This window comes from Nitrospiraceae bacterium (assembly GCA_035623075.1).
GTDB lineage: Bacteria > Nitrospirota > Nitrospiria > Nitrospirales > Nitrospiraceae > DASPUC01.
The window spans coordinates 124,756-149,636 of sequence record DASPUC010000052.1 but is presented as its reverse complement, the minus strand read 5'-3'; the positions used below and the strand labels follow the sequence as shown (position 1 = coordinate 149,636).

22 protein-coding genes are annotated in these 24,881 nt (G+C 53.2%); 7 read left to right on the top strand and 15 right to left on the bottom strand.

Annotated elements, in window-relative coordinates; genetic code table 11:
• Positions 1-137 precede the first annotated feature (137 nt).
• The gene (locus VEI50_15995; GenBank protein HXX76634.1) at positions 138-368 is read right to left on the bottom strand and encodes a hypothetical protein; all 231 of its coding nucleotides are present in this window, start codon (positions 366-368) and stop codon (positions 138-140) included.
• An 874-nt stretch (positions 369-1,242) separates the two neighbouring features.
• Between VEI50_15995 and VEI50_15990 the strand changes: the two genes are divergently transcribed.
• From VEI50_15990 to VEI50_15980, 3 genes are all read left to right on the top strand, one after another.
• Positions 1,243-2,832, top strand: a complete 1,590-nt coding sequence (locus VEI50_15990) for a hypothetical protein (GenBank protein HXX76633.1) — start codon at positions 1,243-1,245, stop codon at positions 2,830-2,832.
• A gap of 77 nt (positions 2,833-2,909) precedes the next feature.
• On the top strand, positions 2,910-3,446 hold the full coding sequence (locus VEI50_15985; protein ID HXX76632.1) for a Slp family lipoprotein: 537 nt from the start codon (positions 2,910-2,912) through the stop codon (positions 3,444-3,446).
• Positions 3,447-3,811: 365 nt separating this feature from the next.
• Positions 3,812-4,747: a hypothetical protein gene (locus VEI50_15980; GenBank protein ID HXX76631.1), complete on the top strand. Its 936-nt coding sequence runs from the start codon at positions 3,812-3,814 to the stop codon at positions 4,745-4,747.
• Between the two features lie 32 nt (positions 4,748-4,779).
• Here the strand turns inward: VEI50_15980 and VEI50_15975 are convergent, their stop codons facing one another.
• From VEI50_15975 to VEI50_15920, 12 genes are all read right to left on the bottom strand, one after another.
• Positions 4,780-5,901, bottom strand: a complete 1,122-nt coding sequence (locus tag VEI50_15975) for a substrate-binding domain-containing protein (protein ID HXX76630.1) — start codon at positions 5,899-5,901, stop codon at positions 4,780-4,782.
• Positions 5,902-6,040: 139 nt separating this feature from the next.
• On the bottom strand, positions 6,041-6,988 hold the full coding sequence (gene gspK / locus VEI50_15970; protein HXX76629.1) for a type II secretion system minor pseudopilin GspK: 948 nt from the start codon (positions 6,986-6,988) through the stop codon (positions 6,041-6,043).
• A complete protein-coding gene (gspM, locus tag VEI50_15965; protein HXX76628.1) occupies positions 6,975-7,523 on the bottom strand; it encodes a type II secretion system protein GspM in 549 nt (182 codons plus the stop codon). The genes gspK and gspM overlap by 14 nt, the downstream gene beginning before the upstream one ends.
• A complete protein-coding gene (gene pilM, locus VEI50_15960) occupies positions 7,520-9,094 on the bottom strand; it encodes a pilus assembly protein PilM (GenBank protein HXX76627.1) in 1,575 nt (524 codons plus the stop codon). The genes gspM and pilM overlap by 4 nt, the downstream gene beginning before the upstream one ends.
• Positions 9,095-9,166: 72 nt before the next feature.
• Entirely contained in the window at positions 9,167-10,060 is an 894-nt protein-coding gene (gene gspN, locus VEI50_15955) for a type II secretion system protein GspN (protein HXX76626.1), read from the bottom strand.
• Entirely contained in the window at positions 10,057-10,680 is a 624-nt protein-coding gene (locus VEI50_15950) for a type II secretion system protein GspJ (protein HXX76625.1), read from the bottom strand. The genes gspN and VEI50_15950 overlap by 4 nt, the downstream gene beginning before the upstream one ends.
• Complete coding sequence (locus VEI50_15945; GenBank protein HXX76624.1) at positions 10,655-11,110, bottom strand: prepilin-type N-terminal cleavage/methylation domain-containing protein; 456 nt, start codon at positions 11,108-11,110, stop codon at positions 10,655-10,657. Before VEI50_15945 ends, VEI50_15950 begins: the two co-directional genes overlap by 26 nt.
• A gap of 11 nt (positions 11,111-11,121) precedes the next feature.
• Positions 11,122-11,736 (bottom strand): type II secretion system protein, encoded by a 615-nt coding sequence (locus tag VEI50_15940; protein HXX76623.1) that lies wholly within the window; start codon positions 11,734-11,736, stop codon positions 11,122-11,124.
• 3 nt (positions 11,737-11,739) lie between these two features.
• Entirely contained in the window at positions 11,740-12,213 is a 474-nt protein-coding gene (gene gspG / locus VEI50_15935) for a type II secretion system major pseudopilin GspG (GenBank protein ID HXX76622.1), read from the bottom strand.
• A gap of 26 nt (positions 12,214-12,239) precedes the next feature.
• On the bottom strand, positions 12,240-13,478 hold the full coding sequence (gene gspF, locus VEI50_15930; protein HXX76621.1) for a type II secretion system inner membrane protein GspF: 1,239 nt from the start codon (positions 13,476-13,478) through the stop codon (positions 12,240-12,242).
• Between the two features lies 1 nt (position 13,479).
• The gene (gene gspE / locus VEI50_15925; protein ID HXX76620.1) at positions 13,480-15,204 is read right to left on the bottom strand and encodes a type II secretion system ATPase GspE; all 1,725 of its coding nucleotides are present in this window, start codon (positions 15,202-15,204) and stop codon (positions 13,480-13,482) included.
• A 188-nt stretch (positions 15,205-15,392) separates the two neighbouring features.
• On the bottom strand, positions 15,393-16,295 hold the full coding sequence (locus VEI50_15920; protein HXX76619.1) for a hypothetical protein: 903 nt from the start codon (positions 16,293-16,295) through the stop codon (positions 15,393-15,395).
• 168 nt (positions 16,296-16,463) lie between these two features.
• Here VEI50_15920 and gmd point away from each other — a divergent pair, with 168 nt between their 5' ends.
• From gmd to VEI50_15905, 3 genes are all read left to right on the top strand, one after another.
• On the top strand, positions 16,464-17,471 hold the full coding sequence (gene gmd, locus VEI50_15915) for a GDP-mannose 4,6-dehydratase (protein ID HXX76618.1): 1,008 nt from the start codon (positions 16,464-16,466) through the stop codon (positions 17,469-17,471).
• A 2-nt stretch (positions 17,472-17,473) separates the two neighbouring features.
• The gene (locus tag VEI50_15910) at positions 17,474-18,436 is read left to right on the top strand and encodes a GDP-L-fucose synthase (GenBank protein HXX76617.1); all 963 of its coding nucleotides are present in this window, start codon (positions 17,474-17,476) and stop codon (positions 18,434-18,436) included.
• A gap of 256 nt (positions 18,437-18,692) precedes the next feature.
• Positions 18,693-19,163, top strand: coding sequence for a hypothetical protein (locus tag VEI50_15905; protein HXX76616.1), 471 nt, complete (start codon positions 18,693-18,695; stop codon positions 19,161-19,163).
• A gap of 25 nt (positions 19,164-19,188) precedes the next feature.
• Here the strand turns inward: VEI50_15905 and VEI50_15900 are convergent, their stop codons facing one another.
• Entirely contained in the window at positions 19,189-22,881 is a 3,693-nt protein-coding gene (locus VEI50_15900; protein HXX76615.1) for an aldo/keto reductase, read from the bottom strand.
• A gap of 128 nt (positions 22,882-23,009) precedes the next feature.
• Entirely contained in the window at positions 23,010-23,180 is a 171-nt protein-coding gene (locus VEI50_15895) for a hypothetical protein (protein HXX76614.1), read from the bottom strand.
• 197 nt (positions 23,181-23,377) lie between these two features.
• On the opposite strand from VEI50_15895, the gene VEI50_15890 reads away from it, so the two are divergent.
• Positions 23,378-24,820 carry an NAD-dependent malic enzyme gene (locus VEI50_15890; protein HXX76613.1) on the top strand — a complete coding sequence of 481 codons (1,443 nt, stop codon included), beginning with the start codon at positions 23,378-23,380 and terminating at the stop codon, positions 24,818-24,820.
• Positions 24,821-24,881 lie beyond the last annotated feature (61 nt).

Genomic DNA, 24,881 nt, shown 5'->3' with positions numbered 1-24,881 from the left:
CTGGCCCTTGCTCAGGGCGACTTCGGCTTCACGCAATTTGGCGAGGATCTGTTCGACGGTGTGACGGAAACGTGGCATATGGCCCTCCTTTTGGCCCGACCCTAACATACAGGGTGGACCGGATTAAGGGGGCTAGGTCAGGTGACTGGGTGGCTGTGATTTGAGGAGGGGTTACGGCAATTCCCGATTGTCTCATCCATGACGCGCAGCGACTCGTTCAGAAGGTCTGCTGCACAATTCAATGTCACATGCATCTGGTGCAGAGCTTCGACCCACCGCCCTTCTCGATGAAGATCCTGGAATCGCCGGTGCTGCTCCTCCATGACCGCTTGCTTAGCATCCATCATCAGATAATCGATCGGTTTCACCAGTCCCTCGTGTAGGCGCACACCGTAACAGAGTTACGTATCCCTGCACAACCATACAAATGAGTGGTTCGTGTTGTTATTCAAATACCACGCGTAAGACGTTGACATCGTTGAGTGTTCTAGGAGTGGCAGCACTGCTGGGATAGGCCTGCAATTGACCATGAGTTGACAGGAAATCTGAGGGTCTTCCTATAGACCTCGTGCTTCCATATATGTCGCTTGACGGCTTATATCGGACAGTTTATCTTGCGCACTAATTTCTTGGAGGAGGAATTCATGCGCGTTGGAATTCTCGGGTTATTAATCATAGCTTGGAGCCTTCTGTCAGCTTGTTCTTCAACGGAATGGGTGCATCCCAATAAGCCGAGTTCAGAATTCATCACTGACTACAACCGATGCGAAAGCATCGTGTTGAAAGATCCCAAACTTCAGCAGGGGAACAAACTGATGTTAGCGAATGCCACTGAACGTTGCCTACAGAAAGAAGGTTGGAGACTAATCGAACAACCGTAACGGACTGTCCTCGCTTTCTCCTTATAGGTATGGGAAACCTCCCCTGTTATCATCCCGTGCTCCTATTTCCGTCTCAATTCATCATTCAAGTCGCGAGTGAGACATTGCGCTGAATTGTGCCGCGTGATGTTTCTGAGAAGTACCCTCGCTCTCTGCACCTTCTCTTCGGCAGTCAAGTGCCCCCCTCCAGTGCTGAGGCCGACTGGGCTCACGGATCGTGACATTCTGCAAGATACGCGGTTCCGGCCCATGAAACCGGGCCCACACTAATTGTTAACAATCCTGTAACACGCCGGCAATTCTCTCGTGATCACGCGTGGCTACACCTATTCCAGCTGCACACACATTGGCAGAAGGGGGTATGGAAATGGTGAGATTGGGGCAAGTGATGCCGAGCAGCGGTGTTATCGTGGTTCTGTTGTTAGCCCTAGGGGTAGACAGTTCGTTTGCCGGCGAGCTCAGGAAGAGTCAAGATCCATCGCAATCTTCGGCGGTGCTTGCGCAGGCAGCAACATCGGCTCCGGTTGAAGGACAAAACCCCTTACCGGCGCAAGAACTACCGCCAGGAGGAGCCGCAGTCGAAGATATCCTCCTTCAAAAAGGCCTGATCACGATGGATGAATGGATTCGGATCAAAGCAGAGCAAGAATATCGATCAGCCGACCAGGCCCGGCGTCTGGATGCAATAGAAGACTGGAAGGAGAGAACTGAATTACTTCCCATTCTGAGAGACAAAGTGAATTTTGGGCTCAATGCACTTCAGTTTGTCTACGGTCACAGTAATGCGCAAGTTCCGGAAGGGCAAAGTCAAGACAGTTTTTTTGTTCGCCGGGCAGAGCTTATCTTTTGGGGAAAGATCAGTGATACCCTTCCACGGTGGCATACACTTTTTGAGTTTCAGAGCACAAGCCTGTCAAAGAATACCCCAACAGGATCCAACACCAGCGCAGCAGGGAATCCGACATCTGCGACGTATTTCCGAGAGGCCTATATCGACTTTCGTCCGATTCAGTCTTGGGCCCCGAACCTGAATTTCTTTCGTCTCGGCATCTTCCGGATGCCGTGGGGTATCTTTACCGAAACCTCCGGCGGGTTGCGCGATGTGATCAGCTCGCCCTATCTCTCATCGGTTGGATGCAATACACCGCCTTGTCCCACACAAAATAAGAACGGAACAGGCGGCCAAGTCGACTTCCTGCAGGAGCGTGATTATTTCGTGGATGTGCGAGGGAAAATCGCCAACCGCCTGGAATACGTCGCGGGTATCATGAACAATAACAACTTTCAAGCTAATGGGCAGGTCAACACTACGACCGGTATCGGTGGTGCCAATGGGCCCAAGGCCTTCTACAGCCGGGTTCGGCTCTTCGGGTCGGATGTGTCATTTGTCAGTTTCACGACTCTCCAAGGAGAATCCAATAACGCAGGCACTAACATCAACGGACGGGGTAAGGGCGAATTCGATCGGTACGGCGTAGACTTTCGTTATACCTCGAAGTTTTTTCCTGGTTTTATGACACAAGGCGAATATTGGCAAGGCCATGATGGCGCTAATGCTACCGTGGTAGGGGTGCCAGCCAACGGCTCTTGCCTGAACCAGGCTCAGTGTGGCGGGTCCGGTGCACCCGGGGTGCAACGGCGAACCTGGTATGTTTTGGCGAAATATTTGATTACCGATGGCGTATTTGAGAACTTCGAGCCGACCTTCATGTACGAACAATTCGACCCAAACACCGCCATGGGGAACGATTTGTATACGAGATCGATCGTCGGCTTTTCCTATTATTTCGAAAATTTCCCACCAAAGCTTCAGTCGAAAATCCAACTCAATTATGAGTTTCGGCATCACTCAGGACTCGGCACAGGGCCTAATACTCCGGCCTATAGCTCTGCGACGGACCCGTTCGCTCAGAACGCTGTGTTCTTTGAGTTCCAAATCCGATACATGTAACTCATCACGTCGATGGCAAGAGCAGTCATTGGGACTGACCCTTGAAATAGAGCTATGTAAGGAGTAAGGAGGATGCGATGAGATTTCTACGAGGAGCGATCGTGATTTTTTGCTGTCTGGTCTTCGATGCTTGCGCGCTATATCAAGTATTTCCTCCCGAGGTTACCAAAGACGTGGATCACAGCTTCGATTTCAGCGCTTGGAGGCTAACACCGAACGCCAAGACTGACAACAAAATCCAGTTGGGTGGCCGCATCATTCAAGCGGATACAAAGGAGGGTACGGTTTCTATTGTTGCCGCCCAATTGCCGATCGTCGAGCATCCGGCTTATGGTCCCAAAGACACAGGTAAGCGCAGTGGAGAGTTCACCATTACCTATCAGGGCCAAATTGAGTCGAAGCTTCTCCAAACAGGAAACCGACTTATTGTTGTGGGAACGACACGTACCGCGAAAGTCGTCATCGTAGATGATATCCCGCGGAGTTTTCCTACCGTGAAGGCGCAATGCCTCCATATCTGGAACACAGGAAGTCGAGAAATTGCCGACTTCCCTTCCTACGGTGCGGGATATGAAACACTCGAGGAACAGACCTTCTGTGCAAGTCATCCATAGCGGAGATCCATGACGGAGTTTCGAATAGGTGCCAGACCGAGGTGGCTCTTCATGACTCTCACGATCGCCACTCTTGTGGGAGGAGGCTGCGGACATGAAGCGTCTCTTCGGCATGAAACCTCGACTGGAGGTCTGGTCACATATTCTGTCCAAAACGATGGTGACGTGCTTTCTTCTGCTGGACGCCGCGATGCGCTTCGCCTTATGAATGACAAGTGCCCACACGGATCACGGGTCATCAAAGAGGGGGAGGTTCCGAAAGTCAGCCAAGCGGCTGATCGGGCTTGGCGCGGGCAAATGGGAACCGACCGTCTTTGGGGTATTCAATTCACATGTGAATAGGATAGCTCCAGAGAAGGAGGGCTATGTCACGTACGTATCTCGATCTGTTGATCGGCATCATGGTGCTAGGACTATCAGCCTGCGGCGTGCTGAGCACCGAGCAGGTGGTGTACGATCAGCAGGGATTTCAGGTTGGGATTGAGCTGGATCCCACGATCAAACGTTCCAGAGAGCCGGTGCAGAATAACCATCCTGCCAAGTTTTCTCCCACGGAGCTGCAAGCAATCCTGGGGATGATTGAGGTCAGTGGCTGGAGTGGCACTCTTATGGGACTACTTGCTCCTCCGAGACCTGTTCCTTTGTTCAAGGACGAAGAATTGCGTGAGGTCGCCCCACATCTCGCGACCGCATTTCGAGGAGCTGGACCTACAGAGCGAATCTTCTTTTCGCTTGTGAATCGACAGGCTCCCTATCGAGACGAGCGGACAGCGGGCGCGCTGTTTCTGCGCGGGCCCTACCTGCATGTCGTGGTGAGAGACCATATGTCTGTTATAGCCACTGACACGGGAGGCAGCGACCAAAAGGATATCAGGGACACCAAAAGCATGAAGCTCTGGGTAGTCCACCCGGCAAACGCGGCGATGGTTCCTGACGCGGAAGAACCTCGATGGGACCCGTTTGAGTCGGTTCATATCTCGGTCAAGCCACGGGAGGTTCTTGCTCTCCGAGAGGCTCGTCTGTCGTCCACTGCAAGCCGACCAGCTGCAGCACCGCTAATCAAGGTTACACCACAGCTCGACACAAAAGACGGTCAAATGTCGAGCCCGGCTAGTCTGTCTCCTGAAGACCTCCAGCTCCAGATCAAAGAACTCACGAGTTCCAATCTTGATCTACGCAAGAAAATCGAGGAGCAGACGAGACAAATGAAGGATCTGGCCGATGAAATGGAACGCTTGCGTCAGGAGTTGGAGAAAGCCAAATCCAAACGACCAAGTCCACGATCGGCCCCTTCACAATAACCGGCTAGACCTCTGTTAGGCCTGGTCAGTGGTTATTGGGAGATAGTCTGAGCGGGCATGGAACGCATGCTGAGTGTGACCAGGCTCTTTTTCACCTGATTCACCGGCAGTGGGAAAAACCCGGCCTTCGTCACGGCCTCTTGTCCCTCTTGACTCATGATAAACGAGAGAAATTCTTTCGCTGCGGGAGGCAGAGGGGACTCAGGAGCCTTGTCGAAATAAAGATACAGCACACGCCGGAGGGGATAGGTCTGGTCTTTCATTGTGGAGGACGTGGGAGCGATGAAAGGCATTCCCTCGCTCTCCGCAAGTGGAACCACACGGACCATGGATGATTGCAATCCGAGGCCACTATATCCAATGCTCATCTGATTCCGACCTATCTCCAAAATAACCGAGGCGGCTCCTGGGGTCTCATGGACTCCTGGTGTGAAATCACCTCCAGCCAGACAGTGTTCTAGGAAGAATGCTCGTGTTGCGGATTTCAGATCCCTGCCATAGAGCTGGATCGGGGCGCGTTCCCACCTTCCAGATAACCCCAGCTGTCCCCACTGTTTGATCTCCATCTTGTAACCTCTGTTGCGGGTGGTTGAATAGATGGCATCGACCTGGTCCAACGTCAGACCGGTGAGAGGGTTATCCTTGTGGACGTATAGGGCGACCGCGTCGACGGCGACAGGCACGGCCACCGGTTCGTGCCCATGCTGAGTGACGAATTCTTTGATCTCTGCATCAAAGAGCTCCCGCGACGTGGCGATGAAGGGGAAGTGGGTAGAGCGTTCTTCTTTGAGTGTAATCATCCCGGCTTTGATTGGAAGCGGCTGTAGGAATTCCTCGATCGCCTTACTTGAACCGCCACCCTTCACACTGACGTTCACCTTTGGCTGCCGTCGTTGAAATTCCATTCCGAGACGTGTCAGGAGAGGATACATGGTCTCCGATCCTTGAATTCGGAGACCACCGGCCACTTGCTCTTGGGGAGCGTAATGTGCGAGATCGGCGTCTACTGCCACACTGGCGAAGGGGCCGCCTTGTTCTGCGCCCGATTGGTGGGCCCCTAGTGTCACGATCAGCACGACGAGCAGCAAACGACTACTTGTCGTCACTGTTCCCAAAGGCCGCCATCTGACGAACGATTTCAAGCGCATTACCATTCGTATCTCCCTCCCTGTATGGTAGACGTTTGTGACATACAGCCGGTAGGGTATCTTTATCGGATTGCGTATGAGTAACCGCAGTGTTACGGGTGTGTTAAATCTTCGTGATGGAGGAGTTACGCCGGCAGGACAGAGTTTATAACATGCGAAAGTACATCACCGTTCCGGAGCCATCACTTGTGTTGCGCTGGATCACCACAGTTCCGGTTTTGGTGACGTCGTTGATGGTCAAAATCATGTGAGCCGAGAACATGTCGCTCCGTACATCATAGATATTCTGTAATCGCAGTTGCTGCCCGATCGGTGCAAAACTACTTACCCGATCGAGATCTTGGATGGTCTTGAACGGACGTCCCTGCACAACCTCTCCGGCCACCGTTTGTGTAATTTGTGGATCGAGGGCCTGGATCACAATCGGATCGGCTGTGTTCAGATTCACTTTGCTGTTACCGTCCGGCGGATAGACGGTCACGAATTTAGACAGCCGGTTGACAATCTCCGGTGTCATTCCCTTTATCAGGCGAAGTTCCAGTAATGTTTGGAGAGGTGCATTGGCCGCGCGATAAGCGGGGTGTAGTGACTGATAGTAGAGAGTTTCGGCACCAGCCGGTTGGGGGATTTCATCCGAATCAACCCAATCAACGATAGCGTCAACAAGATCGGGGTTCACTTGTAATAATTCAAACAGCCGTTTTGTACGAAGAACAATTGCCTTTCTGGCGTTAGGATCCCCGCCGGCAGCCAGATCGTTGAGGTTCAGCTTGCCCCGTTCATCCTCGATTTGAGCGTTCAGGAGGCCGTCACCGATCGCATAATTTTTGATGGGCAGGGCCCAGAGGTCTGTCGAGGCATCAAACTGCTGACCCACTTGCGTATCGAGCAAGAAATCCTGTTGGAGTACGGCACGTGCCGCTTGCACCGCCGCCCGCCCCAATACCCATGATTTAAAATTATCACGAAACGCGGCTGCGTCACGATATTCTCGACGTGCCTCACCATCAAACTCGAGAATGATGGCAACCAACAGCGCGAGTACCAAAAGGGCAAGGAGCAGGGCAACGCCCTGTTCGTTACGCTTTCGCATAGGTCACGATTCGCAATGTGGCATCAAGATTCGTTGGATTGTCGAACTTAGGTTTGAGCTGCAGGTGGCGTACTTGAACTTCGTAAGGCGCTTGCTCGATGGCAACTAATAGGGCAAGGAGTTGCGGCAACTGTACACCGTCGAGACGTAGATCGACGGCAGTTTCCTGATATCCTTGGACCACCGTCGGGTTTTGCGGTTGCATGCCCACAATGCGGTCACGAATCTGTGCAGTGGTCGTTGCCTCCTCCATAAAAGCGAGGAGCGAGAATTGCGCATCGGCCGGGGGCATCCGCTGTTCCAGCTTCGCTAGTGTGGCCTGCTTTCCCGCATAGGTTTGGGCTACGATAGCCAACTCTTGGATGTCTTTCTGCTTGCGATTCAACTGCCGATCCAATTTGTCGAGTTTTGACAGGAGAGGGTCCACGATTACGAGGAAAATGAAGCTTGCTGCCACAATTGCTCCTCCAATAAGAAGGAGCACCCGTTCCCGACCAGTATATTGTTGCCACCGTTCTGTAAGCGTGCGGATCATGGCTTTTTGACCGAATAGTTCAAGCGAAAGACGACTTGATTTGGCACCGTACCCACTCTTGTATCGGTGACGGTGACATCCTGAACATGGGTTGTCGACGTAAACGCTTGCTTCAGCTTCTCGACTGCATCGAAAGAGACGGTTTCTCCCTCCAGATGGACCATTAATCCGTCGATAGTCAGTTCACGAATTTTGAGTAGTATTTCCGAAGGAACCTGCTTCCCCAGATCAGCAAGCATCGCAAGGGTTGACACCTTGGATCCATCGATCACCGATAAGCTCTTCTCGACCTGTGAGAGACGATAACGTGCCTGGTCAAGTTCTTCCCCAGGAGCCGCTCCGGCCCCAAAAGTCTGTTCATATTGTACCTGTAAGGACTGTTTCAGTTTTGTGAAGGCCGAGTCTTTCAATACGAAACGCGTAGAGAGGTCAAACAAAGCCAAGATCCCAATCACGAGGGCGCCCCACATCGCCAATTGGCGGTCTTGCTTCGCTGTACTGGATGGTTCTTGGCCGAAGGCGCTCGCTTCCTTGAGATCAACGGCCAATTCTGAATCCGTAGATCGACCTTTCCAACGAGGGCGAACGATTTTCGGGTGAATGGCCAATCCAAACGCGATCGAAAACGCTCGTGGACAGCTTGCGCCGAAGCCTTGGCGCGGTCCGACCGGGACCAATCCCAAGTTGTGCGCGACGTGGCCACCCAGCTCTCGTAGCTTTGATCCGCCTCCCGAAACCCAGCAATGCGTGATTCCTTGTCGGCCGGTCCCATCATAAGGATGGAGGGTCACTCGCAATTCCTTTAACAACGGTTCAAGCCAGGCATCGACTTCTTGCACTGCCATGGCGCGCTTGCGTCGTTCGGCCTCAGCAAAAGAGCAGGCATATCGCACCGCTAGAGCATGGGTGAGATGATTTCCACCCCAGAGGACGGTGCGCAGAACGACTGGACGACCTTCACGAATCAGACATAGGGTGGTCTTAGAGGCCCCTACGTCGATGATAGCCAGATCGCCGGGTACAGGCGCTCCCTCGCTTTTTAGGAACTGCGCGACGGAGAAGAGCGCCATCCCGTCGACGTTGATCGCCGCAGGATTGAGCTCGGCTGCTGCCAGAAAGCGAAGGTGCTCCGAAATCTTTTCACGCGGTGCTGCTGTCACGAGCACATCCGATCCCTTTACTTTCGTCCCTCCGTCGACGGATTCACGGGGAGGCAGGACCATGCTGCCCATGGCCACTTCTTCGAGCGGGAGCGGAATTAAATTCTCCACCTCGAATGGCACGACCTGGGCGAGCTTGCTGGGTTCGCGGAAGGGAAACGACAAAGTCCGAATAAAGAAGTCCTGGCAGGGGAGAGCGGTGACAATGTCTCCGCTGTTGTACAAGCCATGTTGCCAGAGGAAATTCCGGAGCATCGTTGCACGACGAGCCGGGTCGATTTCGCTCGGTCGTCCAAACGGGAGCGGATGGTGGAAATACTCAACAGATTCGCGTCCGGTCAGGCGACGACGAAACCGCACGGCCTTGAACGCCGTTTGTCCGATGTCAAGCCCGACACATTCGGCAATCACACCGTACTCCTCGTCGCAAAACAGCCAGCACCAAGCCTCAGGCTGAGTACTATATAAGACCCTAGAAGGGCCTTAAAATGCAACTTGGGGGGCGTTGGCGGGCCCCGATAACTTAAAGGTCACTGGAACCCCTGCTTGAAAAGGGGGTAAGCCCAGACTTCCGAGTTTTTGACTGAGACTGGCTCCTGGTGTCACCGAAACGTTCAGTGCTAAAGGGATTTTCCCGATAGGGCGTTGCAATGTCACCTGTCCCTGTATGGTAAATGATCCATCAGGCCCTTCGGCCTTGAACTCAGTTACATCACAAACAGATTGATGACAGGTTACCACTGCCGTCACACGGGTAAAGGATAAAGCTGGCGATGTTCCTTTTCCAAGAGAAAAGGGTTCCAGCGTTAAATCTCTGACTTCAGCCTTCCAGGTTCCATCCCCCCGGAGGCCCTCCATACCTGAGGTCGTGTTGTCCCACCGCTGGAGTCCTTCACCCTGAAGAAGCCCTCGGCTGACATAAGGTTTCAGCAATGAAGACAGTTCGATTTGTTGCCACTTGGCCCTTATCTCTATTGGGCCTTGCAATGACCATGACGCGGCCTTGACCATCCCTTGAATACGACCTTGTTCCGCTTGAACTGATTTCGGGAACTGAACGAGAAGATCCATCGCTACGGTCCCCGTGATTGCGCGAAATACTCCTATCTTGGCTTGAAGTGAATCGATCTTGATTGGTTCGCCTGTAGAACCATCAAGAACAACATCCCGCCATTCAATGGCGAGCGGTAGTCCTGCCGACCACTCGCCGGCACGCACGTCCATCCCGCTAGCCCTGGTTACTTCCGCTAAAATCCTGGCCTGTAGCAGCCCATAGGGGAACGTGCTCATGACAAACACAACAAAGAGCGCAACCGCTCCGCTGCACCAGGCTAATGGTTCGCGAACTCGTTCGGGCACCTGAATAGGAATGGTCACGAGGACGCTCCGATAGTAACCCAGTGGCGAAAGGTCTGCGGCTCAACGTTATCCTGTTGGAGCGTGAGCTCGATCAACAAGGCGCCAGGAGGTTTGGATCGTGCTCGGCCATCCCATTCGTCTACCCATAGTTTATTTTGAGCATCGTAATAACGCACATTAAAACCTTTGACCTTTTCCAATAACTCCAGTTGCCCCAACGATTCGTCCGTCAGACCATACAAATTCCGGCGGACCAATCGAAGCAATTTGTCCCGTTCTCTGGTATAGACGATACGGACAATTTCTGTGTCATGCTCCGACTCGGCTCCTCGAAACTGTCCCATTGTCAGAAATACGATTGTATCGGCCGGTTGATTGTCTTGCTGCGCATTGACACCCATCCATGGCGTCACCTGCGAACTGACTCCCATCGAGAGTTCGTCTGCCATGAGGCGCATGGTCGTTCTTACGATCTGTCCATTGGCAGCGCTGCCTCGTGCAACATCAATCGCGTTCAGCGTCGTTGCCAGCGAACCGAATACCAGGGCGGCGATAGTGGCAACAAGCGCTACCGCGAGTAGGATCTCAATGAGGGTAAAGCCGTGCTCTGAGTTATGACGTTGGGGCTGTAAGGACATAGGTGCTCACCTCAATCGATTCATCTGTATTTCCTCTTGGCCAAAGCACTTGAATTTTTACTTCTCGGACCAGAGTGAGAGGAGTTGGGATCACGGTGCGCTTCCAGCGATAGTTCGGTGCCCGGTTGGTTGTATCTCCAAGCGACTGAAATCCCAACGGAGGACCTTGAAAGTCGCCGCTGGTTTCACCAAGAGTGAACGCTTTAGTCAGTTCTGTCTCAAGCAGCTTTTCTTGGGCGAGAAGCGTAGCGGTCGTCAGTTCATCCGCCCTGGCATACAGATCCAGATCCCAGTTTCGAAGGCCCAAGAGAATAGGCAACGCCAATGCAAGTATGCCAAGAGCAAGCAAGACCTCCAGGAGGGTAAATCCATCTGACTGCGTTGTTCGATTGTTTCGACCTGGAACAAGAATCCTGTGCTTAGTGAGCATAAGAGACTTCGCTAGGGCCGAAGGCCTGCAGGGACCGGGGCACCACCGAGAGGAAGGGGCTGGAGATAAGGTTTAACACGATCAGGAATCGGAGGTGGTTTCAATGGCTCAATGCGTTGGTCACTGACTCGGATCGAACCTGTAACCGGCTCTACGGCAATAGCCAGTATGTTTGCGGCTCCATCGGCCAGGTGAATCGTGACCGGATCAATCCGCCCGCTTGGGTAGAGCCATAGATCGGCACGGCCGTTTGTTTTCGTTCCTTGGGCCGCGGTGAACTCCGTTATGCGAACCGACTCAGGTAGCGGAATCGGGGTCGACCAGGCGGCATCAAGCGGGACTTTCTCTTCTTTTCCTTCCAGCACCATGGGCCAATAGGTGCCGTGGTCCATGTCTATGTAAAGATGAACAGGCTTTTGCGCCAACGTGGCCATGCCTTGGAGTGCTCGAATCGTCCCGACAAGACGACGGCCGACGGTGCTGAGGTTGTCTCCAAACGTGATTCGGGGAATGACGAGGCCGAGGAGAGCGACCATCAGGAAGAGCACGAAGATCATTTCGAGGAGCGTAAAGCCTGTTACATCACACACTGCTGTCTGCCACTGATCTTTCGCCCTTCGGTCCATGAATTATTCTTTGTCCAGATTCCAGTTGGTAATGTCTGCATTAATCCCTTCTCCTCCCACTTCACCGTCCGTTCCGAGACAGGTAATCTCATAGTCACCTTTTGGACTCGGACTGAGATACTTGTACGGATTGCCCCAAGGATCTTCAGGAAGTTTCTGAATGTACCCCCCGAGTTTCCACTTCTTTGGCACGACGCCAACCGCGGGTTTCTCCACCAACGCTTTTAATCCTTGTTCAGTTGATGGGTACACGCCGTTGTCGAGCTTATACAATTGAAGTGCCCCCTCGATATTTCGAATTTGCACTTTCGCAGCCGTCCGTTTTGCATCATCGGTGCGACCCATGATACGAGGGACAACCAACGCCGCAAGAATAGCTAAGATCGCCACAACCACCATGATCTCGATAAAGGTAAAGCCTCGTTGAGATCGGATCGTCTCCCGGATTCTTCTGACGGTGTTCGTTCCCTGTCGCACGTGAAATCTCCTTTGGTATCGGCGGCTCATCGTACCATTTGCCCCATTTCAAAAATCGGCAGCAGAATGGCCACTACAATGAAAAAGACGAGCACGCCCATGACGAGAATCATAATCGGCTCCAACAGCGACGTGAACCGGGCGATCACCCGATCGACTTCTGCATCGTAAATCTGTCCGATGCGACGGAGCATTTCTTCGATCTCACCACTTCGTTCTCCGACGGCGATCATATGCGTCGCCAACGCAGGGAATTCCCCGCTACGTTTCAATGGGTCAGCGATGGTTTCTCCTTCCTTGATGTTTTTTCTAGCATCCTCGACGGTCTGCTCGAGAACCCGGTTATTCATGACCCGCTTCGAGACATCCAAGGCCTCGAGTAGTTGCACCCCACTACCCAACATGGTGGCGAGCGTACTGGCAAGGCGGGATATCGACACCATTCGCGCGACTTCACCGGTGAGAGGGAGTCTGAGAAGTAACCGATCGGCCGCGGTGCGACCTGCGTCGGTTTTTATGGCGCGCTGTAGCGCCCAGCCTGCCACAGCCAGCGCGCCAAGCATGATCATCCAATAATCCGCGCAAAACCGACTGATGCTCATCAAAATTACAGTGGGCCAAGGTAGAGCTTGCTTCAGGTTAGTAAAAACAGCGGTAATCTTTGGCACGACGAAAGTCATGAGAAAAAAGAGCAACGCGATCCCGACTACAAGCATCAAAGCTGGGTAGAGTACAGCGTTGGTCACTTTATGTTTGAGACTCAGTTGCTTCTCCAAAAACTCGGCCAATCTGAAAAGAATCTGATCTAGGGCTCCGCTGGCTTCTCCCGCACGGACCATGTGAACATAGATCTGAGAGAATTCCTTGGGATACTGTTCCAGCACGCCACTCAATGATTTCCCACCACGGATCTGTTCCCGAACATCGGCCATCAGACTCTTGATTGGTTTTTTGTCCGCCTGGTCGACCAAAACACCGAGGGCGTCAACGAGTGGAAGGCCGGCTACGAGGAGCGTCGCCAACTGGCGTGTCAGCAAAGCCACGTCTGTCGTTGTCAGGACCGGTGAACGAGCGCTCAAGGTGATTGACACGGCTGTCGTTTTCGCACGACTTCCGGCCACCGCCTGACCCTGCTCAACCATGTCGGTCGGAAATACGCCAACCTTCCGGAGCTTCAGTCGAGCAACCTTCGGGCTTTCCGCATCGACGATACCAGCTGCTGTCCCTCCGTCAGTTCGATAACCTTTATATTGGTAGACAGGCATGCTAAATCTCGACTTCTTGCTGCGTAATCCGCATGACTTCCTCAGTCGTCGTGATTCCGTGAAACACCTTGTCTGCTCCATCGTCTTTTAGCGTAATCATGCCTTTGCTGACAGCAGCTTGTTTGATGGCAGTCGAGTCTGCTTTAGCTCCGATCAACCGGCGGATCTCATCGTCCATGACCAACAATTCATAGATGCCCGTTCGCCCCCGGTACCCTGTTTGGGAACAGGCTGCGCACCCGGTACCGCGGTAAAACATCGGACGCGCTTTCGGGGGAACGATTCCCAAGCGAATCAGTTCCTCATCGTCAGGGGGATAAGCCTGCCGGCAATCCTTACAGACTCGTCGAACCAGTCTTTGAGCGAGCACGGCAACGACTGAAGAGGCCACTAAGAACGGTTCGATGCCCATATCAATCAAGCGGGTCGCCGCGCTCGCTGCATCGTTCGTATGAAGCGTGGAGAAAACCAGATGCCCAGTGAGTGAGGCATGAATGGCGATTTCAGCCGTTTCACGATCACGAATTTCTCCAATCATGATGACATCAGGGTCCTGGCGCAAAATGGATCGGAGCCCGGCGGCGAAGGTTAGATTGATCTTCGGATTGACCTGCATTTGTCCAATCCCGAGCAATTGATATTCGATCGGATCCTCGACGGTGATGATGTTCTTGTCCGGAGCGTTAATTTGACTAAGTGCGGCATATAAGGTCGTGGTTTTCCCGCTCCCTGTGGGACCCGTCACCAGAATGATGCCGTGGGATAATTGAATCAATTGTTGAATGACGCCGAGTCGATCAGCTGAAAAGCCCATCTCGGACAGATTGAGCAGTTTGTTTTCTTTCTCCAGTAGCCGCAGCACAACTCGCTCGCCATGTGCCGTGGGTAGTACGGATACGCGTAGGTCAACATCTTTCCCAGCGGTACGTATCGTGAATCGCCCGTCTTGAGGAAGTCTCTTTTCCGCGATATTCAAACCAGCCAAGATTTTCAAGCGCGCAATGATGCTGGCTTGTAAGTGTTTGGGCGGCGTCAGGACCGGATAGAGGACGCCGTCGATCCGATAGCGAACGACGAGCCCTCGCTCGAAAGACTCGAAGTGAATGTCGCTGGCGCGCTGGCGAACCGCTTGGAACAACACTGAATTGACCAATCGGATGATCGGAGCCTCGTCCGTGGCGTCGAGCAAATCTTGTGGCTCATCGAGGGCGTATGCCAACTGCTCCAAATTGTCGTTTGCCGCGATGTCCTCCATCACCTTCTCCGCTCCAGCTGGACTCGCAGCTTCGTCGTAAACTCGATTGAGACAAGCCAAAAGGGAGATTCCGCTCGTGAGAATTGGTTTGACGGGCAGTCCCAAAAGCAACCGTAAATCGTCCAGGGGCACGGTTTCGAGAGGGTCTGTCGTTGCAACGATCACGGAGCCTTCTTCAGTCTTGAGTGGGAGGACCCGATACCGACGGGCGAAATGAATGGGCACCTTTTTAATCCATTCCTGGTCGACCTGGCCTGCTTCCAGCTGAGGGAGCCAGGGCAATTCAAATTGGAAGGCCAAGGCCTGAATGAGCTGATCCTCTTCAATCGCGCGAAGCCTGATTAAAATCTCTCCTAAGCGACCCCCTTTGTTCTGCTGGATATTCAAGGCTTCGAGCAATTTTGCTTCGGGCAAGGCAAATTTTTGTTCGAGGATAGCACCGAGGAGTGGGCGTCCTGGATTGTTCTGCATCGACGGATGTCCTTGCCGTTGGAAGCTCCTACGGCCGAAGCTCGGAATTTGACAGATCGAGGCCCCAGTCCAACTAAAATACTCTTCCTGGACCTGCTCTGACAAGTTTCGGCGTAAAATGGCTGGGACAGCGGGAATTCGGTTCGAGAAACAAGGACCGAGGAAATTTCGAGTGAATGATGGAGTTGTTAACGGATTTCGTACGTCAATGTCGACCGCTGATTGTTACGCAGGAGGTCCAGCTTCACCGTCTGCTCATTCCTTAATTGCTGAAACAGCGTCAACATGGTGGCAGGATCACGGATTTCCACGCCATTGACCTGCTGCAACACATCCCCGTACTGCAATCCTATCTTTTCGTAGAAACTGGAGGGAGCTATAAAATCTAGGCGGAATCCATTCATTGACCCATTCACGAAATACGGAACGGCCCGTGCTTGCGACAGCAATTTAGGCAGGTCGTTCATTGTTTGTTCGACTTCTCGCCGATCAAGCACTTTTCGTAGTGGAAGACCGCTTGCCGGTTTGACCGCGCCTGCGACCGCTGGTGGTGAAAACGCCGGTTTGTCTGACTGCATCACGGCTAATTCGAGCAATTCCTCTTGATTGCCTTGGCGAACGATAATGCCATCTCGACGGATCTCACTGACTTCGCCGGCATCTGGGATATTCCCATGAAGACGCACGAAGAGCTGCCTCTTGCTTGCTAACTCCTCAATGATGGCTGCTATCCCTCCGTACTCACCCATAACCACGCCGAGGAGTCGTAGTTTAGCGGCCAAATTCAACGAAGCTCGGATTGGTGCTTGCGGAGTGTTTCCCACGGAACCAGACTCGATGGGGGGAGAGGGCAGCGGGAAAATGCCCCTCAGGCGAATTTGTTCAGCCAATTGCAACGGAGGTGCAGTAGCCACCGACTCAGAAGGAAGAAAAATGGAACTATGCAACAAATCCGGCGGCACGTGTAACGCGTTCGCGATCACCGCATTGACGGCATGGGCAAGAAAGAACGTTCCGCAGACAAGATAAAAAAGTATGATCCACCGACGAATCGTCATGAGTTGGGAGGTACCTTTCCGCACAGAGATCACTTCACCCAGCGATTGTAGTACTCAGCATAAGCTCTATGCAATAGATCGAAACGGACTGCGTCGGCGTCGGACAGCCGTCTGATAATCCGCACTGAACTAAACTATACCATCTCGATAGACAAATTTTCTGAATCCTTCCATAATTCGATCTCAAGAAGGAGCATAGGCGTGAAAAAAGCGTTGATTACCGGTATCACTGGTCAAGACGGATCCTATCTCGCAGAGTTTCTGCTGGGAAAAGGGTACGAAGTCTACGGGATCATTCGACGGTCGAGCTCGTTCAATACAGGTCGTATTGATCCGATTTACGAAGACCCGCACGTTCCAGGCCGGCGGCTTCATCTTGTATATGGGGACCTGAATGACGCCAGTTCATTAAACCGCATTCTCCGTACCATTCAGCCTGACGAAATATACAATCTTGGTGCCCAGAGTCATGTCCGTGTGAGCTTCGATATTCCGGAATACACGGGCGAAATCACCGGATTGGGGACCATTCGTCTTCTGGAAGCCATTCGTGAGTCTGGACTGAAACCAAAATTCTATCAGGCATCTTCAAGTGAAATGTTCGGGAAAATTCTTGAGGTTCCACAACGAGAAACGACGCCGTTTTATCCCAGGAGTCCGTATGGCGCCGCCAAGGTATACGCCTATTGGATTACGGTCAATTATCGCGAAGCGTACGATCTCTTCGCCTGTAACGGCATCCTTTTCAACCATGAATCGCCGCGCCGTGGCGAAACATTTGTTAGCCGGAAGATCACCAAAGCTGCCGCACGGATCAAACTCGGTGTTCAGCAGGACCTCTATCTCGGAAACCTTGATGCCAAACGCGACTGGGGATTTGCCGGTGATTATGTGCAGGCCATGTGGATGATGTTGCAGTTGCCGAACCCAGAGGACTTCGTTATTGCGACCGGAGAAACTCATACCGTCCGTGATCTCTTAGACCTGGCGTTCTCTCGACTTCAATTGGATTGGCGAAAACATGTAAAGATCGATCATAAATACTATCGGCCGACTGAGGTGGATTTGCTTATCGGCGACGCAAGCAAGGCTAAACAGGTTTTGGGGTGGGAACCGAAAGTGCGTTTCGAGGAACTCGTGTCTATGATGGTAGACGCTGATGTGGCTGCAGAGCGGGAGCGGCTTGAAGGCATCAAACCGAAGAAGTAGTCGTGAGTTCATTTTGGTCGGATAAACGAGTTCTTGTGACAGGCGGAGCAGGATTTCTCGGCTCGGTCGTTGTCGCCCGGTTGCGAGCACTAGGATGTTCCCGGATCGTCGTTCCCAGAAGCCGGGACTATGACTTGGTCGAGATGGCTGACGTGAAGCGTCTGTATAATGACGCTGCACCGGACCTCGTCATCCATCTTGCCGCGCGTGTCGGCGGAATCGGCGCCAACCAGGCGAATGCAGGAAAATTCTTTTACGATAACCTGATGATGGGCGTACAGCTGATGGAAGTGGGACGCCAACGACAGCTCCAAAAGTTCGTCGCGTTGGCTACGATTTGCTCGTATCCGAAATTTACTCCCATTCCGTTCAAAGAAGACGATCTCTGGAATGGATATCCGGAAGAAACGAACGCTGCATATGGACTGGCGAAAAAAATGCTCCTGGTCCAATCACAAGCTTATCGGCAGCAGTATGGGTTCAATTCCATCGTTCTCTTTCCCGTCAACCTCTATGGTCCTGGCGATAACTTTGATCTGACTACCTCTCATGTGATCCCGGCCCTCATTCGAAAATGTTTCGAAGCCAAATCTGCCCAGCGCTCCGAAATCATACTCTGGGGCGATGGATCTCCAAGTCGAGAGTTTCTCTACGTCGACGATGCAGCTGAGGGCATCCTGCGCGCTGCCGAGGCCTATAATGAAAGCCTTCCAGTCAATTTGGGTACAGGAGAAGAAATTACGATCCGAAGTCTTGCCTCGATGATCGCGGCGGAAATCGGGTTTACGGGCCGAATCGAATGGGACACGTCAAAGCCGAACGGCCAGCCTCGACGATGCTTGGATGTCGATCGTGCGAAACAATTCTTCGGGTTTCAAGCTAAACACTCGCTGCGCGATGGGCTCAAGAAGACAATTCAGTGGTTTCACGCGAATCGCGACCCTCTGCGGGAAGTCACCTTCTGAGTTCCTCGGTCTTCTACTTTCCTACCATCTTTATCTTCATCACAGATTCGATCAGGTCTGAAACAATATTTGTTCATTACAGTGCTGTTTCACCAGCAGGAAGGCACAATGAGCTCTATAACCCCTTGACCAGTCTCGAACTTTCGCACACTTTTTCGTGGCCTAAGTTTTGCTGTGTCATTTCAGCAATTATGGTATGAGGGCTTCCGGCATGACGTTAGCCTATGCATACAATGCAGTAGTTATCTCAAAATCCATGGAACCAATAATTGAGTCGGCAGAGTGGTATGAGCGGGGGGTTGCGCTCCGAAAAGCTGGCTTGCTTAAGCAAGCGATGGAGCAATTCGAGAAGGCCGCAAACGATCAGGCCTACGCCCTGAAAGCACATGCCCAAATGGGTCTCTGCTGGAAATCGAGCGGACGATACGAGGCGGCAGTCATTGCATTCCGTAAGGCGCTCCAGTCGCCGACTTCTTCGGTCAAAGAGACCGTTCAGATTCTCTATGTTTTGGGTCGCACCCTTGAATCACTCGGTCGCATCGCGGAGACGCTGGAAGCCTACCGATGGATTCGTAGAGAAGATCCTGGGTATCGAGACGTTACTCAGCGCATTCAACAGCTGAGCAGCCGGAGGCCCTTATCGAGCGGTCGAAAATCTCTCGTTCCTGGGTCGCGGATGAAGAATATGATTCGTTCCTGGCAAAGTCTGCTACGTCTCTCCAAGTAAACGTCTTTGGTTCGCTTCAGAATCATCATGGGGGCAAAGGCACCTCTTTGAGCCTTTGATAAATCGGCTGGACGGAGGCCACCGGACTCCATCCAAGAACGGCGAGGGCGTCGTCGACGTACGCCGGCGTTCGCATTCCGGCGAGCACAGAGGTCACCCCCGGAGTGCTCGTCAAGACCCACAGGGCTTTCTTCGAAAGAGATTCCCCTCGTCTTAGCTCCGGCAACAATGGATCGATGATTGCGGTGATTGTCGCAGAGATTGTGCGACTTCGCTCCGTCGCCTCTCTCCGAAGCCCACGCAACAAGGTCAAAAGCTCTGGGAGATAACGGGCTTGCCAAGCCTCCCATCGTTCCGCATTCTCACCGGTGGTGTGCTGTGTAATGTGCTGCAAAACCTGATTCACATGCGGTCCAATCATGTGATGCTCGATTTGCTCCCAATGCTCGAGTCCTCGAATGTGTGATCGTATACGAGCAAGTTCATGGGCCCACTGAAAGAAGTCCGCCGGTGCCGTTCCCTGGCCGCTGTATTGAAGTGCGGGTGCAATCGACCTGCGGTACTCGTTTTCCAGTTCGGACACGATATGACGTTGGCGATCGAAATCAACCGGATCTCCTTCAATCGGAAACTCGGCTAATCGCAACACACCGCTGCCTTTCTGCGACATGGCGTTGAGCGGTCGGTTCACTAGCACGGCGATGCCTTCTCGCTGGGCAAGATCTAGCACCGTGTGTGCATACGCATCACCGGTATTCGGGGTGAACAGGGCTCCAAATTCAAGGAGATTCATAGGAACCTGAAGCACCGCAAAATGATGGCGGCCCCGACCGTGAGAGGCAGCCGCTGCTTTCGCCGCGTTGAGCATGTGAGATAATGATGTCGCATCTGAATTGGTAGATTCAGCAGTCGCTGTGTTGGATGACACTCCAAAATATTGGAGCCTCCCTGCCGAGACTTGAGACTCGAAATACGCAAAGGCTTTCTCGAGTCGTTGGTAAAACGTTTTACGAAGAGCAGTTAGGTCTGTTTCGCCCCGGTGAGCCGCCTCCGCAAGAAAATATTCAGGATTGTGCAATAGGCAGAAATCGAGGGACGCCAGCCCCAGTCGATCGAGCGATGCCGTCAGCTGGTCGGCCAGGAAGTCCGGATGGATGCAATGCCAGATGCCTTCCCCATACTTGACCATTTCAGGGTAGGGGCGACCAGTGCGTTCTCTTGCCTGAGCCTGTTTGAAGTTCTCCCCTTGGGCGTACCCGATTTTTGATACAACAATGACGGCGTCACGAGTCAGGTCATTCGATTTGATCAGGTCACGTAATACAATTCCAACCAGTCGTTCACTGTCACCATCCATATAATTTGTCGAGGTATCGATCAGATTGACTCCTTCACGCAACGCTTGTACAAGCGCCTTACGGTGCTCAGGTTCTCTAGTATCGACGCGGTATGTTCCAAACCCGAGTCGGGAAGTCGTCAAGCCGGTCTGCCCCAACGTGACAAATCCTCGTTCCATGTGACCGCGAGTACTCGCTTGATTCGCAATCCGAGCAGCATGTCTGGCCGTGCCTTCGGGCGTAGCGTTGCCAGCGAGCGAGGCTCCTTGAAGCCGTACCCTCTGTGACTCGTGCGACATTCTTATAGAGGCTGCTCGAAGAGATTCCGAAACCTCTTGCGCATCGGTCAATGGACGTTGACAGGAAAAATTTCGACAGAGATACACTGCCGAACGACCATCGACAAGGTCCTTTCCGGCCAACAGCGGATGAGTGGATGGTGATGTGCTCGGATCACCGACGGCGATGATTCGATTGGGTAGATAGAATTCTCGCACCACTTGCTTGAGTGCAGCCAATCCGGGGTCTGTTGATCGGCCCACGAACGCTAATTCGATCGGTCCCTCAGTCAAGAAATCCACCACGGCCAGGCTTTTCGCAAACGCTCGTGGGTACCGGGTCATTTGTCGTCCATAAGCACGGATGGCTGCAACAGCAGCTTCTCGAAATTCCTGATGGTCAAGGTGGGAGGCCAGCCTTGCCAGCACGGTAGCCGCCACAGCATTGCCGCTCGGCGTCGCTCCGTCGGCCGCTTCCCGTCCACGGACGATCAGCGTTTCGTGGGTCGTAGCCGTGGTATAAAATCCTCCCTGCTCTTCGTCCCGGAACAGTTCCAGGATGCGTTCAGCCAGCTGTCGCGCTGCTTGGAGATTGCGCTCGTCTCCCGCTGCCTCGTAAAGATCAATCAAACCCTCGGCTAAGCATGCATAGTCTTCCAAGACAGCGTTCAGATGTGCTCGCCCTTGCCGAGAGGTCCGTAGCAGAGTGCCATCAGACGTACGATGTACACGCAATAGGAAATCAGCTGCATGCCGAGCTCCTTCGACGTAGCGATCTATGCCTAGCACACGTCCTGCCTCGGCCATTGCCGAGATCATCATGCCATTCCATGCGGTGATGATCTTGTCGTCCAGTCCGGGAGGTACACGCTGCTGGCGTGCGCGATAGAGGAGGGGACGGACACGGCTGATGGAATCGAGTAGTTCGTCGACTGTGACGTCGAGTTCCTTCGCGATGGCCTCGATGGGACGCAGCCGATTCGGAATACTTCGGTGTTCCCAGTTGCCCGACTCCGAGATGTCGTAACAGATACAGAATCGCCGAGCGTCCTCCGGGTTTGACACGACGGCCTGTACTTCGGTCGGTGTCCACACAAAGAACTTTCCTTCCACTCCTTCTGAATCTGCATCCGTTGATGAAAAGAAACCACCGGCCGAGTCGGTCATTTCCCGAAGCACATAGTCCAGAACTTCCATCGTCACTTGTCGGTAGGATGATTGCTTTGTCACCTGAAATGCTTCGACATAGGTTTTGGCCAGGAGGGCGTTATCGTAGAGCATTTTTTCGAAATGCGGGACGAGCCAGCGCGCATCGGTCGAGTACCGTGCGAAACCGCCACCGATATGGTCGTACATGCCTCCTGCTGCCATGGCATCTAGGGTGCGAGTGACCATCTGTAGCGTTCGCTTATCGCCGGTCCGTCGATAGCATCGGAGGAGCAGAGAAAGCCCAGTGGCCGGTGGAAACTTTGGCGCACCGCCGAATCCACCATTCTGTTCATCAAATTCGTCGTTAAACTGCGAGACTGCTTCGTCAAGAATCGACTCGCTGACGGAAATTGGAGAGGAAATATTGAGTTCTCCCTTCAGACGATTGGTAAGGTCGCGGGCCTGGCTCCGTAGGCCGGTTGGGTCCTGCATCCAGAGCTCACCGACTTTCTTTAGCACGGAAGGAAAGCCCGGTCGTCCCCACCGATCCTCCGGGGGGAAATAGGTCCCGGCAAAAAACGGTTCCTGTTCCGGAGTGAGAAAGACCGTCATCGGCCACCCTCCTTGGCCGTGATTCATCGCCACCGTGGCCTGCATGTAGATGTCGTCAAGATCCGGCCTTTCTTCACGGTCAACTTTGATGCAGATGAAGTGTCGGTTCATCAGTGAAGCGATTGGCTCGCTTTCAAACGATTCCCGCTCCATGACATGGCACCAGTGACAGGCAGAATAACCTATGGAAAGGAGGATTGGACGATTCTGTTCCTTGGCCAGCCGAAGGGCTTCCGGTCCCCACGGGTACCAATCAACGGGATTGTAGGCATGTTGAAGAAGGTAGGGACTGGTTTCGTGAATCAGTCGGTTGGGAGTTCGCCCCTCATTGGCTCGGGACATGGATCACCGTATCATCCGGCTTTCAAACCGGTCAATTTCGTGGCAAAGAAAAGGCCTACGGTCCCAGGACCGTAGGCCTCTAAGAGTTCAAGTTAGCGTGTCTAATCAGACCACGACGTACGTCGAGCTTACTTGCCCTTCTCGTCCTTTTTCTTCTCGTCCTTCTTCTCACCGTAGACCACGACGTGGCCGACCTTCTTCTCATCCTTCTTGTCCTTCTTTTCTTCGCCCGCGAAGGAAGGCGCGCTGAACGCGACTACCACTGCGACCGCCATGACTGCCATCAAGATGCGCTTCATAAGTTGTCACCTCCTCTATAGTGTGGAATGGCGTTTGACTGACTACCAGACAAACGAGGCGGTACGGTACGAAATTCTCCGCCCATTGTCAACGACCATTTGGCTCCGCCCGGAGGCCACGTTGCAGCGCCGAATGTCACCATTCGTTCCTTATGACCTCACCTGTGATAGGATTTTAACAGGAGACGATTTCCCCTATGGTCGACATCGGCCCGTATTCAAATTATCGACTGACCGTTCGACTCGAACTGGCGAACAAACCCGGTATGTTTGCGAAGGTTGCCTGGCTGCTCGCCGAAGAAGGGGCGAATTTGGGAGCGGTAGATATCGTCTCTGCGACAGCGGACCGCATGGTCCGCGACATTACCTTCGATGTGCAGGACGAAACGCACGGTGACAAAGTTTTGACGCGGTTGGGAATGTTACCTCACGTTACCGTGCTTTCAGCATCTGATCGAATTTTCCTCCTACATTTGGGCGGAAAGATTCACGTTCAAAGCAAGCTACCGATTTCGACCAGAAATATTCTGTCGATGGTGTACACCCCTGGCGTGGGCCGGGTGTCTCAAGCCATCGCCAAAGACCCTTCGAAGGCGTACGTCTTCACCAGCAAATGTAATAGCGTCGCCGTGATTACCGATGGATCCGCTGTATTGGGGCTCGGTAATCTTGGTCCGGAGGCTGCACTTCCCGTGATGGAAGGCAAGGCAATGCTCTTCAAGGAACTCGCGGGTATCGATGCCTGGCCCATTTGCCTCAACACGCAGGATCCTGATCAGATCGTGCAAACCATTCTCACGATCGCCCCCGGGTTTGGCGCGATTAACCTTGAAGATATCAGCGCCCCGCGCTGTTTCGAAATCGAGCGTCGGTTACGCGCTGCCCTGGATATCCCGGTGATGCACGACGATCAACACGGCACGGCAGTGGCCATTCTTGCTGCGCTCTCGAATGCGTTGAAACTCGCAGGAAAGAAGATGGAAGAGATCCGAGTGGTCGTGAACGGTCTGGGAGCCGCAGGAACCGCCTGTTGCAGAATGCTTCTCGCCGCGGGCGTGTCGCATTTGTGGGGGTGTGAGCCCCAAGGAATTGTTTTGCACGGTGAACCAGACCAATTGCGGGCTTGCCGGACAAATCTGTCGAGTTGCATCACTCGTGATCAACCGCACGGCTCTCTTCAAGACGCTCTGAAAGGAGCCGATGTTTTTGTCGGACTTTCTGTCGGAAATATTCTCTCCGGCGACGATCTGGATCTGATGGCCAGCGATCGAATTGTCTTTGCCATGGCGAACCCGGATCCTGAAGTCCCTCCACAGCTCGGCAGCTCTCATTGTCGAATCTTTGCGACCGGGCGTTCGGATTATCCCAATCAGATCAATAATGCCCTCGTCTTTCCAGGCCTCTTTCGCGGAGCCTTGGACGTTCAAGCCCGGGAAATTAATGAAGCGATGAAACTGGCTGCGGCCAGCGCCCTCGCTGAATCCGTTCCTCCCTCGGCCCTGAGCGAGGATTACATTATTCCCAGTGTGTTCGACAAGGAAGTTGTTCCGCGGGTCGCAAAGGCTGTCGCCACGGCCGCACGGGAGACCGGCGTAGCCCGACGTCGAACCAAGCTCAGCGACGACTTTGCCACGAGCTAACCCTCTCCGTTCCTCCTTCTGCCACGCGGCCACGCTGTGCTAGAATGCGCACGTTCTTAAG